Origin of the sequence: Pseudomonas viridiflava (assembly GCF_900184295.1) — a bacterium.
Taxonomy (GTDB): domain Bacteria; phylum Pseudomonadota; class Gammaproteobacteria; order Pseudomonadales; family Pseudomonadaceae; genus Aquipseudomonas; species Aquipseudomonas viridiflava.
On the sequence record NZ_LT855380.1, the window covers coordinates 3,304,476 to 3,318,775 of the forward strand.

General features: G+C 60.4%; 12 protein-coding genes. 9 read left to right on the forward strand and 3 right to left on the reverse strand.

The genetic code is table 11. From position 1 onward, the window contains the following. Positions 1 to 55 precede the first annotated feature (55 nt). From tolQ to CFBP1590_RS14850, 8 genes are all read left to right on the forward strand, one after another. Complete coding sequence (gene tolQ / locus CFBP1590_RS14815) at positions 56 to 742, forward strand: protein TolQ (protein ID WP_231500960.1); 687 nt, start codon at positions 56 to 58, stop codon at positions 740 to 742. Further along, positions 739 to 1,185 carry a protein TolR gene (gene tolR, locus CFBP1590_RS14820; protein ID WP_088235387.1) on the forward strand — a complete coding sequence of 149 codons (447 nt, stop codon included), beginning with the start codon at positions 739 to 741 and terminating at the stop codon, positions 1,183 to 1,185. The genes tolQ and tolR overlap by 4 nt, the downstream gene beginning before the upstream one ends. Next, complete coding sequence (locus tag CFBP1590_RS28285) at positions 1,182 to 2,174, forward strand: energy transducer TonB (RefSeq protein WP_088235388.1); 993 nt, start codon at positions 1,182 to 1,184, stop codon at positions 2,172 to 2,174. The genes tolR and CFBP1590_RS28285 overlap by 4 nt, the downstream gene beginning before the upstream one ends. A gap of 144 nt (positions 2,175 to 2,318) precedes the next feature. Then, entirely contained in the window at positions 2,319 to 3,560 is a 1,242-nt protein-coding gene (gene mexE, locus CFBP1590_RS14830) for a multidrug efflux RND transporter periplasmic adaptor subunit MexE (RefSeq protein ID WP_058432694.1), read from the forward strand. A 12-nt stretch (positions 3,561 to 3,572) separates the two neighbouring features. Then, complete coding sequence (locus CFBP1590_RS14835; protein WP_029244586.1) at positions 3,573 to 6,764, forward strand: efflux RND transporter permease subunit; 3,192 nt, start codon at positions 3,573 to 3,575, stop codon at positions 6,762 to 6,764. After that, entirely contained in the window at positions 6,764 to 8,161 is a 1,398-nt protein-coding gene (locus CFBP1590_RS14840) for an efflux transporter outer membrane subunit (RefSeq protein WP_029244585.1), read from the forward strand. The genes CFBP1590_RS14835 and CFBP1590_RS14840 overlap by 1 nt, the downstream gene beginning before the upstream one ends. A 134-nt stretch (positions 8,162 to 8,295) precedes the next feature. After that, on the forward strand, positions 8,296 to 9,381 hold the full coding sequence (locus CFBP1590_RS14845; RefSeq protein WP_058432692.1) for a tetratricopeptide repeat protein: 1,086 nt from the start codon (positions 8,296 to 8,298) through the stop codon (positions 9,379 to 9,381). Positions 9,382 to 9,864: 483 nt separating this feature from the next. After that, positions 9,865 to 10,227, forward strand: a complete 363-nt coding sequence (locus CFBP1590_RS14850) for a histone-like nucleoid-structuring protein, MvaT/MvaU family (RefSeq protein ID WP_029244583.1) — start codon at positions 9,865 to 9,867, stop codon at positions 10,225 to 10,227. Between the two features lie 488 nt (positions 10,228 to 10,715). Here CFBP1590_RS14850 and CFBP1590_RS14855 read toward each other — a convergent pair whose 3' ends face one another. Further along, positions 10,716 to 11,267, reverse strand: coding sequence for a DUF4946 domain-containing protein (locus CFBP1590_RS14855; protein ID WP_058432776.1), 552 nt, complete (start codon positions 11,265 to 11,267; stop codon positions 10,716 to 10,718). A 154-nt stretch (positions 11,268 to 11,421) separates the two neighbouring features. Here CFBP1590_RS14855 and gloA point away from each other — a divergent pair, with 154 nt between their 5' ends. Beyond that, a complete protein-coding gene (gene gloA, locus CFBP1590_RS14860; RefSeq protein ID WP_004879659.1) occupies positions 11,422 to 11,943 on the forward strand; it encodes a lactoylglutathione lyase in 522 nt (173 codons plus the stop codon). A 64-nt stretch (positions 11,944 to 12,007) separates the two neighbouring features. Here the strand turns inward: gloA and ahpF are convergent, their stop codons facing one another. Together ahpF and ahpC are read right to left on the reverse strand one after the other, a co-directional pair. Beyond that, complete coding sequence (gene ahpF, locus CFBP1590_RS14865; RefSeq protein WP_029244580.1) at positions 12,008 to 13,570, reverse strand: alkyl hydroperoxide reductase subunit F; 1,563 nt, start codon at positions 13,568 to 13,570, stop codon at positions 12,008 to 12,010. A 132-nt stretch (positions 13,571 to 13,702) separates the two neighbouring features. Beyond that, complete coding sequence (gene ahpC / locus CFBP1590_RS14870; protein WP_004879663.1) at positions 13,703 to 14,266, reverse strand: alkyl hydroperoxide reductase subunit C; 564 nt, start codon at positions 14,264 to 14,266, stop codon at positions 13,703 to 13,705. Between the last annotated feature and the right edge of the window lie 34 nt (positions 14,267 to 14,300).

Genomic DNA, 14,300 nt, shown 5'->3' on the forward strand with positions numbered 1-14,300 from the left:
CTGCCTCGCTTTCCACACCTGAACACCACGGAGATACCCGTCGATGCAATCGTCCATGTCCATTGTCAGCTTGATCGAAGGCGCCAGTCCGGTTGCCCAGACCGTCATGTTTATCCTGTTGCTGGCCTCTGCGGTCAGTTGGTTACTGATCTTTCTTCGCAGCTACGATCTGCGGCGCGACAGCGGTGAACTGGCCGATTTCGAGCGACGCTTTCATTCAGGCACCGACCTCAACCAGTTGTACAAGGAACTGCCCGACCAGCCCGGCGGCGCAGGCAAGGTGTTTCGCGATGGCTTCCGCCACTTCTGCCAACTGACCCACGCCAACACCGATCCGACCGTGACCATGGACGCCGTGGGCAGCGCGCTGCGTCTGGCGTTGTCGCGCGAAGGCATGCGCCTGAATCGTCGCCTGGTGATCCTGGCGACTATCAGCTCGGTCAGTCCCTATATCGGCCTGTTCGGTACGGTGTGGGGAATCATGGGTTCGTTTCAGGCACTCGGGGCCACGGCGCAGGCGACGCTCGCCACCGTGGCGCCGTGGATTGCCGAAGCGCTTGTGGCCACCGCAATCGGTCTGTTCACCGCCATTCCTGCAGTGATCGCCTACAACTTCCTGTCGAAAAAGGTCGCCGATTTGCAGACCCGGCTGGCAGACCTGGCCGAAGAGCTGCACACCCTGCTGCTGACCAGCCTGCATGCCCGCAGTCATCTGCACATGGCCTCGAGGGAAAGCGCATGAATCAGAAAGGCTCGTTCCACGCGGTATCACGGGGCAGGATTTCCAGCGAAATGAACGTCGTGCCGTTCATTGACGTGGTGCTGGTGCTGCTGGTGATTTTCATGGTCGCCACGCCGCTGATGACTCAGGGGGTGCACGTTGATCTGCCGCGCCTCGGCGCGCAGGCGATTGACGCACCGGATTACCCGCCGCTGGTTATCAGCATCGACGCCGAGGGTCTGTATTACCTCAATCGCGGCGAGGACCCGCGTGTCCAGCTGGCGCTGCCCACCGTGGGTCAGCAAGTGCACGATGCGCTCGGCGACCAGGCCAATACAGCCGTGCTGATTCGCGGCGACCGGGCTGTCAGCTATGGCCGGATCATGGAATTGATGGGCGCCTTGCAGCAGGCCGGCGTGCCCAATGTCGGGTTGATCTCACAAACGCCGGATACCGCGCCATGAAGACCGCTCTGAAACACGCGATGCACACCGCATCCTCGCTTCCCGACATGGGCATCTCGTTCACTGCGGCCAGCAATCAATTAGCCGAATCTGGCGCGCGCTGTCGCGTCAACCCTCAAGGTAACGATGGCGCATGGAAAGCCGCGCCTGTCAGCTACCTGACAATCAGGCCCGACCTCAGGCTGGTCGCCCCGCTACGCACGTCACCGGCAAGCGATCCTGTGCCTGCGTCGGCACGCGCGGCATTGCTGCTCATCCCTTTGGTGGTGGCCGTGCATTTTCTGGCAGCGTGGCTCGGCAGCACGGCATCTGCCCCCTCGACAGCCGAGCCGGACAGGCAGACGGTGGTGATCCACACCGGACTGGCTGCGGACCCCGCCATTGCGGCCGCTGCGGCAGCAAGCGCTCGCGCTGCAGAGGCGCAACGTCAGCAGGCGGCCGAACAACAGAAACAGGCGGTGGCAGAACAGGCCGCCAGACAACAGGCTCAGCTCGAAGCCAGCCGACTGGCAGAACAGGCTGATATTCAGGCGCGACAGAAACCGCCACGACAACCGTCCAAACCAGCGCCGCACCCAGCCCCCGCTGCGCCCGCCAAAGCCTCAACGCCAGCACCTGCCAGCTCAAACACAGCCCCGGCCGCAACCGAGGCGAAACCTGCGCCGTCGGTACCCGGACCCGCGACCGATGTCGCCGCAACCGCTGGCAAACAGTACCTGCCGCTGACCAAGACTGCTCCCGACTACCCGGCGTCAGCACTTGAAAACGAGCTGGAAGGTGACTGCACGGTGGAGTACGACCTGATGCCCGATGGCACAACGACGGCAGCACGACTGGTCAAGGGGCAGTGCGATGCGTCCCACTTCGGCGCAGCCTCTCTCAAGGCCGCCGCCGGTTTCCGCTACAGCCCGCAAGTTGCCGACGGCCACCCGGTCAAGGTCATCGGCGTGCGCAACACGTTTCGTTACCGGCTGCAGAATGCTCAGTGAGGTTGCGCAGCAGCGTGTGTAGGGCTGGCGGCGAAGATGACGTTCATCATTACGGATGATAGTAACCTTCGATTTATTCGATTCGTTAATAACACCCTGCGCGCAACAGAATCCGCCCATCCTTTACTTTCGGCGGAACTTCCCATGCCCCAGACACTCGCTCATCTGCGCTATCCCCTCACTGCCCTCGCACTGGTCGTGATCAGCGCCTGTGGTCGCGCACCTGAGGCCACTCAGGCCCCCGCAGCCGCCAAGGTCAGCGTCGCCAAGGTCCTGGAACAACCCGTCAACGAGTGGGACGAGTTCACCGGCCGCCTCGAAGCACCGGAAACCGTCGAAGTTCGTCCGCGCGTCTCCGGCCAGATCGATCAGGTGGCCTTCACCGATGGCTCGCTGGTCAAGAAAGGCGACCTGCTGTTCCAGATCGACCCGCGTCCGTTCCAGTCTGAAGTACGCCGCCTCGAAGCCCAGCTGCAGCAAGCGCGGGCCGTGGCCGTACGCAGCGACAACGAAGCCCAGCGCGGCGAGCGTCTGCGCACCAACAATGCCATTTCCGCCGAACTGGCAGACTCGCGCACCACCTCCGCGCAGGAAGCCAAGGCCGGCGTCGCCGCGATTCAGGCGCAACTGGATCTGGCCCGCCTGAACCTCAGCTTCACCCGTGTGACCGCGCCTATTACCGGCCGCGTCAGCCGTGCCGAGATCACTGCCGGCAACATTGTGACGGCCGATGTGACAGCGCTGACCAGCGTGGTCTCCACTGACAAGGTCTACGCCTACTTCGACGCCGACGAGCGTGTATTCCTCAAGTACACCGAACTGGCCCGCAAGGGTCAGCGCGGTCAGACCACCCCGGTTTACCTGGGCCTGTCCAACGAGAACGGCAACCCGCACCTGGGTCAGATGAACTTCGTCGACAACCAGGTCAACCCGCGTACCGGCACCATCCGCGGCCGCGCCGTGTTCGACAACACCGATGGCAGCTTCACCCCCGGTCTTTACGCACGTCTCAAGCTGGTCGGCAGCGGCACCTACTCCGCCGTGCTGATCAACGATGAAGCCGTCGGCACCGACCTGGGCAAGAAGTTCGTGCTGGTGATGGACAAGGACAACAAGCCGGCCTATCGCCCGGTCGAGCTGGGTCCGAAAATCGAAGGCCTGCGCATCGTGCGCAACGGTCTGGGCAAGGACGACACCATCGTCGTCAAAGGCTTGCAGCGTGTACGTCCCGGCCAGCCTGTGGACCCTGAAGTTACGCCGATGGCCAGTGCCGACACCCTCGCCCTGCTCCTCAAGCAACGTCAGGCCCTTGAAGCCAGCAACCCGCAACAGTCGGCGCCCAATGCGACCGCCAAACTCGCCAGCGCCACTGCGCCTCGCGGCTAAGGGACTCGTTCGATGAACTTCTCAAAATTCTTTATCTCGCGGCCGATCTTCGCCGCCGTGTTGTCACTGCTGATCCTGATCGCCGGTGCCATCTCGCTGTTCCAGTTGCCGATCAGTGAATACCCGGAAGTCGTGCCACCTACCGTCGTGGTACGGGCCAACTTCCCGGGCGCCAACCCCAAGGTGATCGGAGAAACCGTGGCCTCGCCACTGGAGCAGGCCATCACCGGCGTCGAGAACATGCTGTACATGTCGTCGCAGGCCACTGCCGACGGCAAGCTGACCCTGACTATCACCTTCGCGCTGGGCACCGACCTGGACAACGCCCAGGTGCAGGTGCAGAACCGCGTGACGCGTACCGAGCCCAAGCTGCCTGAAGAGGTGACGCGGATCGGTATCACAGTGGACAAGGCCTCGCCCGACCTGACCATGGTCGTGCACTTGACCTCGCCGGATAAACGCTACGACATGCTGTACCTGTCCAACTACGCCGTCCTGAACATCAAGGATGAGCTGGCGCGACTGGGCGGCGTGGGCGACGTGCAACTGTTCGGCATGGGCGATTACTCGCTGCGGGTCTGGCTCGATCCGAACAAGACCGCTTCACGCAACCTGACCGCAACCGACGTGGTCAACGCGATCCGCGAACAGAACCGTCAGGTTGCTGCCGGCCAGCTGGGCGCGCCGCCCTCACCCAATGCCACCAGCTTCCAGATGTCGATCAACACGCAGGGCCGTCTGGTCACCGAGGAAGAGTTCGAAAACGTAGTGATCCGCGCCGGTGCCGATGGCGAAATCACGCGCCTTAAAGATGTGGCTCGTGTCGAACTGGGTTCCAACCAGTACGCCCTGCGCTCCTTGCTGAATAACCAGCCCGCCGTGGCATTGCCGATCTTCCAGCGTCCGGGCTCCAACGCAATCGACATCTCCAACGATGTGCGGGCCAAGATGGCCGAGCTGAAAAAAGGCTTCCCCGAGGGGATGGACTACAGCATCGTCTATGACCCGACCATCTTCGTGCGCGGCTCCATCGAGGCGGTGATCCACACCCTGTTCGAAGCACTGATTCTGGTGGTGCTGGTGGTGATCCTGTTCCTGCAAACCTGGCGCGCGTCGATCATTCCGCTGGTCGCGGTGCCGGTCTCGCTGATCGGTACATTCGCAGTAATGCACCTGTTCGGCTTCTCGCTCAACGCGCTGTCATTGTTCGGGCTGGTACTGGCGATCGGTATCGTGGTGGACGACGCCATTGTGGTGGTGGAGAACGTCGAGCGTAACATCGAGCTGGGGCTCGAACCGGTCGCAGCGACACATAAAGCCATGGCCGAAGTGACCGGGCCGATCATCGCCACGGCACTGGTGCTCTGTGCGGTGTTCGTACCTGCCGCGTTCATTTCCGGGCTTACCGGGCAGTTCTATAAACAGTTCGCGCTGACCATCGCCATCTCGACCGTGATCTCGGCGTTCAACTCGCTGACCCTGTCGCCTGCGCTGGCCGCGGTGCTGCTCAAGGCTCACGATGCGCCGAAGGACCGCTTCTCGCGCTTCCTCGACAGGATGCTGGGTGGCTGGCTGTTCCGTCCGTTCAACCGCTTCTTCGAGAGAGCCAGCCATGGCTACGTCGGCACGGTTGCACGTGTGATTCGCAGCAGCGGCATCGCCCTGCTGGTGTACGCAGGCCTGATGGTGCTGACCTGGATGGGATTCTCCAGCACACCTACCGGTTTCGTGCCCAGCCAGGACAAGCAGTACCTGGTCGCCTTCGCCCAGTTGCCGGATGCGGCCAGCCTGGACCGGACCGAAGAAGTCATCAAGCGCATGTCTGACCTGGCCCTGAAACAGCCAGGCGTGGAAAACGCGATTGCTTTCCCGGGCCTGTCGATCAACGGCTTCACCAACAGCCCGAACAACGGCGTGGTGTTCGTCGCACTCAAGCCTTTTGATGAACGCACAGACCCGAGCCAGTCGGCCAATGCCATCGCCGGCGCGTTGAACGGCCAGTTCGCTTCAATTCAGGAAGCCTACATGGCGATCTTCCCGCCACCTCCGGTGCAGGGTCTGGGTACCATCGGCGGCTTCCGCCTGCAGATCGAAGACCGGGGCAATCTGGGTTACGACGAGCTGTACAAGGAAACCCAGAACATCATCGCCAAGAGCCGCAGCGTGCCTGAGCTGGCCGGTCTGTTCACCAGCTACACCGTGAACGTGCCGCAGGTCGATGCGTCCATCGACCGCGAAAAGGCCAAGACCCACGGCGTGGCGATCAGCGATATCTTCGACACCCTGCAGGTCTACCTGGGCTCGCTGTATGCCAACGACTTCAACCGCTTCGGTCGTACCTATCAGGTCAACGTTCAGGCTGAACAACAGTTCCGTCAGGATGCCGACCAGATCGGTCAGCTCAAGGTGCGCAACAACCTGGGCGAAATGATCCCGCTGGCGACCTTCGTCAAGGTCACCGACACCGCAGGTCCCGACCGCGTGATGCACTACAACGGCTTCATCACGGCCGAGATCAACGGCGCTGCCGGACCGGGCTACAGCTCCGGCCAGGCCCAGGCGGCCGTCGAGAAGCTGCTGAAGGAAGAACTGCCCAATGGCATGGTCTACGAATGGACCGACCTGACCTATCAGCAGATTCTGTCGGGCAACACTGCGCTGTTCGTCTTCCCGCTCTGCGTACTGCTGGCGTTCCTGGTACTGGCCGCCCAATACGAAAGCTGGAGCCTGCCGCTGGCGGTGATCCTGATCGTGCCAATGACGCTGCTGTCGGCGATCGCCGGGGTAATGATTGCCGGTAGCGACAACAACATCTTCACCCAGATCGGCCTGATCGTACTGGTGGGACTTGCCTGCAAGAACGCGATCCTGATCGTAGAGTTCGCCAAGGACAAACAGGAAGAAGGCATGAGCCCGCTGGATGCGGTGCTGGAAGCCTGCCGCCTGCGTCTGCGCCCGATCCTGATGACCTCTTTCGCCTTCATCATGGGTGTCGTACCGCTGGTGCTGTCCAGTGGCGCCGGTGCCGAAATGCGTCATGCCATGGGTGTAGCGGTGTTCTCCGGGATGCTCGGCGTCACCTTCTTCGGCCTGCTGCTGACCCCCGTGTTCTATGTGCTGATCCGTAACTTCGTCGAGCGTCAGGAGGCCCGCAAGGCCGCACGGGCGCAGAAACTGCAAACACTGCCTGCGGAGATGCATTGATGAGCGCGCTTAAACTCTTCGTTCCGAGCCTGCTGGTTCTGGCGCTGGCGGCCTGTGCCGTCGGCCCGGACTACAAGGCGCCTGAGACCGCACCGGCGAAACTCGCCGCTGCCGCCCAGGGCAACTACGACCGGACCAAGGCCGATGCCTTGTGGTGGAAGCAGTTCGACGATCCAACCCTCGACAAACTGGTCACTCAGTCACTCAATGGCAACCGGGATCTTCGCGTCGCGTTTGCCCGCCTGAAAGCGGCACGCGCCATTCGCGACGACGTGGCCAACGACGCCATGCCGGTGGTGACCAGCCGGGCCAGCAGCGATCTGGGCAAGGGTCAGCAGCCTGGCGTGACTGACCGACGCGTCAACACCGAGCGTTATGACCTGGGTCTGGACATGGCCTGGGAGCTGGACCTGTTCGGACGTATTCAGCGCCAGCTGGAAGCCAGCGACGCCGATGAAGCGGCCGCACAGGCCAACCTCTATCAACTGCAAGTCACGCTGATCGCCGAGGTGGTCGACGCCTACGGGCAGTTGCGTGGCGCACAGTTACGCGAAGCCATTGCTCGGGACAACCTGAAAAACCAGCAGGATTCTCAGGGCGTCACCACGCAGTTGCGCGACGCCGGTGTCGGCAATGAACTGGATGTGGTGCGCGCCGATGCACGACTCGCTGCCGTTGAGGCGACAGTGCCGCAACTGCAGGCCGAACAGAATCGTCAGCGCAACCGCATCGCCACCTTGCTGGGTGAGCGGCCGGAAAACCTGAGCGTGGACCTGAGCCCGACCAAATTGCCAGCCATCGCCAAGGCGCTGCCGATTGGCGATCCGACCCAGGTGCTGCGCAATCGTCCGGATGTGCTGGCTGCGGAACGCCAGCTGGCGGCTTCGACCGCACGCATCGGCGTGGCAACCGCTGACCTGTTCCCTCGGGTCAGCCTGAGCGGATTCCTCGGTTTTACCGCAGGACGCGGCTCGCAGATCGGCTCGTCAGCGGCCAAAGCCTGGACGCTCGGTCCGAGCATCACCTGGGCAGCCTTTGATCTGGGCAGTGTTCGGGCGCAGATCCGCAGCGCCAATGCCGATGCCGAAGGGGCGCTGGCCAACTACGAGCAACAGGTTCTGCTTGCACTGGAGGAGTCGGAAAATGCGTTCAGCGATTACGACAAGCGCCAGCAGCGACTGCTGTCTCTGATCCGCCAGAGCGAATCCAGCCGTGCCGCAGCCCGTCTGGCCAACGTTCAGTATCGTGAAGGAACGGCTGATTTCCTCGTTCTGCTGGACGCCGAGCGCGAACGTCTGGCTGCCGAAGACTCCCAGGCTCAGGCCGAGATCGAGCTGTATCGCGGGATCGTCGCCATCTACAAGGCATTGGGTGGTGGCTGGCAGCCTCAGGCCTGACCGCCACATCCGGGTCTGCCATGCCCCGCCTCTTTCAGAGGCGGGGCATTTTTTTGCCCGTTCGAGTACCCTCGCCGTTTGACACTGACCAGCGACTCCACGAAGCTGCAAGCCGCCAAGCAATGGATATCGGTATGCCCGGCTCATCTCCCCAATCCGTCAAACGCCGTCGCTTGATCAGCGGCGTGATCGCTGTACTCGCCGTATTGCTGGTCGCCGCGCTGTTCTGGGGATGGCGCAATGTGCCCACGCAAAGCACGCCTGCCAATCTGGCCCACACCTATACACAGGCACTGAAGCAGGCGCATGAGGGTAAGCCTGGCGCGGCGCGGGTGCTGTATCAGCAACTGGCGCGTACAGACCTTTCCAATGCGCACCGGGTCAGCCTCCTCGCCGAACTGAGTAATTACCCTAGTCCGCAAGCCCTGAAACTGATTGACGCCAGCCTCAAGGACGAATCGGTCGAGGTGCGTCAGGCGGCCATCGCCACCAGCGTAAAACTGGTGTCCAGCAGCCAGCGCAGTCTGTTGCTGGGCCCGATGCTGGACGACAGCGAGCAATCCGTCAGATTCAGCGCAACCAGCGCGCTGCTGGGCCTGTCACCTGACGACCTGGGTCTGTATTTCGCCGTGCTGCAGCAGAGCGCCGAGGCGTTCCAGGAGGCCCTTGAGAGCGAACCCGCAACCGTCGATAACCAGTTGCAGCTCGCCAGGCTTTACCTGCAGACGGGCGATCTCGACCCGGCACTCAAAGCCTTGCAGCGCGCCACCGCGATGGATCCGCAAAACATCGAGGCCGCGCTGGCGCACATCGAACTGCTGGACAAGAAAGGCCAGGCCGAGAAGGCGCGCAGCTTGTTCGCCGGGTTATTGGAGCATCATCCCGACTCGGCGCTGCTGCAGCACGCGCTGGGCATGTGGCTGGTGGACCATGGCCAGGGTGAGTTCGCATTGCTAAGCCTGGCGAAGGCGTCAGAGCTTGCCCCGCAGAACAACGACTACCGCTACGACCTGGCTGTCGCGCTGCATGACCTGGATCAGCTTGAAGCGGCCCAGAAACAACTGGTGCAGATCGTCCAGAACGATCCGGCGAACCGTCGGGCACGTGTGCTGCTGATCCAGTACTGGAAGGAAAATGGCCAGTTGCAGAACGTGCAGATCCTGCTGGCCGAGCTGGAACAACTGAACCCAGACGACCCCGCCCTGCAGCAGGGGCTGTAGGCCAAAGGGCTGAGCGGCGTCCGGCAAATGGCCATGCCGTTCGTCGCTCCAGCCCTTTTGCAGCGGTGCTTCCAGACAATTCCCACGCATGTATGGATAACTCGTATTTGTCCGTCAGACATTTCGCTTGTCGTGCCACACAAGCGATTCGTCCGCCAGTTTCAGACGACGCCTATTATCAGAAATAACTTACACATCGCCTCCCCGGATAACACATGGCCCGCCCACGACAAACAACTGCCGCGCACAGTTGGTTCTTGTCATTTTCAACAAGACTATTTTCTAACTCAAAAAAAAGGTGCATTATTTGCCCGCTACACAGTTGTAACTACCCTCTATCTGCGTAACGGCAAGCCAGGACGGCTTATTTTTTGCGGATAACGCGGGTATGGGGCAGTGACCGTACGAGCGGATCAGCCAAACAGTTTTGTCTTATCGCTTTATTGGGCTGGCAACAGCCATGACATTGTCGGAGTGTGTTATTTGTCCAGACTTGCCGAGTTTCGAGCAGCAGAAAAAGCCCTTCAGGAGCAGCTGGCACAGCTGGAAGCCCTGAAGAATGACGCCGGCCTGAAGAAGGAGATTGAATTCGAGCAAAAGCTCCAGGAACTGATGGGTAGCTACGGTAAAAGCCTGCGCGACATCATTGCCATCCTGGACCCGGGCAGCTCTACCTCACTGGTTGCACCCGCCGGCCCCAAGCGCCGCCGCGCACGCGTCGTCAAGGTTTATCAGAACCCGCATACCGGTGAACTGATCGAAACCAAGGGCGGCAATCACCGGGGCCTTAAAGCCTGGAAAGAGCAATACGGTGTCGATACTGTTGATTCATGGCTTCGCGCCTGATCACAACTATGCACCCGAAAGCCCTGCACTCGCAGGGCTTTTTATTAGCGGCAACGACGGCAACGGCTTATTGTCAGTCGTCTGTATCAGTATCGCGCTGGCGTGCAGCAGACTTGTCACCCCACCGAAGCGTATCCCCCCAAACAACACTGACTGAACTGACCCGTACATATATGAACGTCCGGCATCCCCGCAAACAAAATAATGACGCCAATATTTCAGCTGGCGCTCATACGATTCAGCTCACAGTTATAACTTGAAAGTTTTGAGTCATTGTTCAGCCAACAGTCAGCTTTGTAGCGGCACAGTAGTTAATTAACGCCAAACGTTTGCGGCACTCGAAAAGCGGTGCGTGTGCGTCAGGCGACGAACGTGAAAGAGGTTCACAGATTTTTCACATGCCCTGTTCCATGATGAAGACCGCTAAAGGAATAGCGCCCCATGCCCGCCTCGGCGGGCTTCTTTTTGCCTGCAGAAAAGTCCTCCCCTCAAGGCTCCCCGTCCAGACGCAGGCTTTCCCGAATCTGCAATGCCTCATCCTTGTTGGCTGCATAGCCCTCTGCCGACCCGGCATACGACAACGACCATGCCTTTTCCTTGTTGGCCGCCGCTACCAGCGTCTGTGTGAGCACGTGTACGCCGTTCTGGGTGACCGTGCAGGTAGTTTCCAGCGCAGGGACGACGCTGAGCTTGCCGTCGCGTACGTGAGTACAGACGCTCTGAAAACCGCTTTTGGCGAAATTCACCTGGACCGCTTTGCGCATTTCCAGCAAAACGCCCTGCACATTGACTTCATGCCCGGGGGCCAGACGGGTCTGGGTCAGCTCCATCACCATCAGCGGATTACCCGACTGATCGTTTTTGACGGCACGCTGTCTGACCTGCACGGAAGGTTGAGAGGGAGCGTCCGCCGCTGCCGGCAAAGACTCCACCTCCCAGCCTGCGGGCCAGATGATCATCACGTCGGCGGCTTGCACAGGTGCACTGCATGCCAGCAGGCACAGGCTCAAGAGCGAAAATCGGCATTGCGGGAAAATCATGGTGGTCATGGCCATCGGAATGATTGACCGGAAAGTCTGAGCCTGTCGCCAGCGACTCGCAAGGGGCCAGGGTCTTTTATCCCGGCAGGCGTTTGGCACAGGCCGCCCCGCTACGTATCATCTGGCACCATTAATACCCATGTTGGAGACACTCATGAGCCTGCAAGACCTCAATTCCATTCCAGGCGTGACCGCCGAACCCGAAGCCGCTACACAGCAGTTCGTGTTCAACCACACCATGCTGCGTGTCAAAGACATCACTGCGTCGCTGGATTTCTACACCCGCGTGCTGGGCTTCAGCCTGGTCGAGAAGCGCGACTTCCCGGAAGCCGAGTTCAGCCTCTACTTTCTGGCACTGACCGACAAAAAGGCGATTCCGGCCGATGATGCCGCTCGTAACGAGTGGATGAAGTCGATTCCAGGCATCCTGGAACTGACCCACAACCACGGCACCGAGAATGACCCCTCTGCCGTTTATCACGACGGCAACAGCGACCCGCGCGGCTTTGGCCACATCTGCGTGTCGGTTCCGGACGTGGTCGCTGCCTGCGAACGCTTCGAGAAGCTGAACGTGAAGTTTCAAAAGCGTCTGTCCGATGGCCGCATGAACAGCCTGGCGTTCATCAAGGACCCGGATGGCTACTGGGTCGAGATCATTCAGCCAACGCCGCTGTAACCCCGCGCCAGAAACGAAAAAACCCCATGATTGCTCATGGGGTTTTTTGTTCAGCAACAGCCTGTCAGGCTGGCGCGGACGTACGGATCAGGTGATCAAAGGCACTCAGCGAAGCCTTGGCACCCTCGCCAAGAGCAATGATGATCTGCTTGTACGGTGCCACAGTCACGTCACCGGCAGCGAAAACGCCAGGTATCGAAGTCTCACCGCGCGAATCGACCACGATCTCGCCACGCGGCGACAGCTCGATGGAGCCCTTGAGCCATTCGCTGTTAGGCAGCAGGCCGATCTGCACGAAGATACCTTCCAGCGGCACGGTGATCTCTTCACCGGTTACGCGGTTCTTGTAACGCAGACCGTTGACCTTTTGCTCGTCACCGGTCACTTCAGTGGTTTGCGCACTGGTGATGACGGTCACGTTCGGCAGACTGTGCAGCTTGCGCTGCAGAACCGCGTCAGCACGCAACTGCACGTCGAACTCCAGCAGGGTCACGTGAGAAACGATGCCCGCCAGGTCGATGGCCGCTTCAACGCCGGAGTTACCGCCGCCGATCACTGCAACGCGCTTGCCCTTGAACAGCGGACCGTCACAGTGCGGGCAGTACGCCACGCCCTTGTTGCGGTATTGCTGCTCGCCCGGAACATTCATCTCCCTCCAGCGTGCGCCGGTGGCGAGAATCACGGTCTTGGCCTTAAGGCTCGCGCCGCTGGCGAACTTCACTTCGTGCAACTCACCGGCTGCGCCTGGAATCAGCCTGTCGGCGCGCTGCAGATTCATGATGTCGACTTCGTACTGCTTGACGTGCTCCTCGAGCGCTACAGCCAGCTTCGGGCCTTCGGTGTGCTGGACCGAGATGAAGTTCTCGATGGCCATGGTGTCGAGCACCTGGCCACCGAAACGCTCTGCGGCAACACCGGTACGAATGCCTTTACGTGCAGCATAAACAGCAGCTGCCGAACCGGCAGGGCCACCGCCAACCACGAGAACGTCGAACGCCTCTTTGGCATTGAGTTTCTCGGCCTGACGAGCCCCTGCACCGGTGTCGATTTTGGCCAGAATTTCTTCCAAGCCCATGCGGCCCTGACCAAACAGCTCGCCGTTCAGGTAGATGCTTGGCACCGACATGATCTTGCGATCGGTAACTTCGTCCTGGAACAGCGCGCCGTCGATTGCGACGTGCTTGATGTTCGGGTTCAGCACTGCCATCAGGTTCAGCGCCTGGACAACGTCCGGGCAGTTCTGGCAGGACTGCGAGAAATAGGTTTCGAACTTGAATTCGCCTTGAAGATTGCGAACCTGCTCGATGGTTTCCGCACTGACCTTGGGTGGGTAGCCGCCGACTTGCAGCAGCGCCAGGACCAGCGAGGTGAATTCGTGGCCCATTGGAATACCAGCGAAACGCAGGCTGATATTATGGCCAGGGCTGTTCAGCGAGAACGATGGCGTGCGCGCATCGGTGCCGCTGTCATTCAAGGTGACGTCTTTGGAAACACTGATCACATCGTTGAGCAGTGCAAGCATTTCCTGAGACTTCGCGCCGTCATCAAGGGACGCGACGATCTCTATGGGGCGAGTGACCCGCTCCAGGTAAGATTTCAACTGGGCTTTAAGATTGGCGTCCAACATGTTGCGGCTTCCTTTGACAAAATTTTCAGAGAGTAGAAATAACAACGCCCAGGCGATGACCGCCCGGGCGTTTTTTGGGGCGATGCGGTTTACTTGCTCAAGAGCTCAACGCCCCTAGCCGATTCATACGACTCAGATCTTGCCGACCAGGTCCAGAGACGGAGCCAAAGTGGCCTCGCCTTCTTTCCACTTGGCTGGGCAGACTTCACCCGGGTGAGCAGCAACGTACTGAGCAGCCTTGATCTTGCGCAGCAGCTCGGAAGCGTCACGGCCTACGCCGCCATCGTTCAGCTCGACGATCTTGATCTGACCTTCAGGGTTGATCACGAAAGTACCGCGGTCAGCCAGACCGGCTTCTTCGATCAGCACGTCGAAGTTGCGCGAAATGGTCAGGGTCGGGTCGCCGATCATGGTGTACTGGATCTTGCCGATTGCAGGCGAGGTGTTGTGCCATGCAGCGTGGGCAAAGTGGGTGTCAGTCGAAACGCTGTAGATTTCAACGTTCAGCTTCTGGAACTCAGCGTAGTTGTCAGCGAGGTCTTCCAGTTCGGTCGGGCAAACGAAGGTGAAGTCGGCCGGGTAGAAGAATACGACAGACCACTTGCCTTTGAAGTCGGCATCCGAAACGTCAACGAAAGAGCCGTTCTTGTAAGCAGTTGCCTTGAACGGTTTTACCTGGCTGTTGATGATAGGCATCGGTATATCTCCTGATGGGTTGTGATTTCGATGA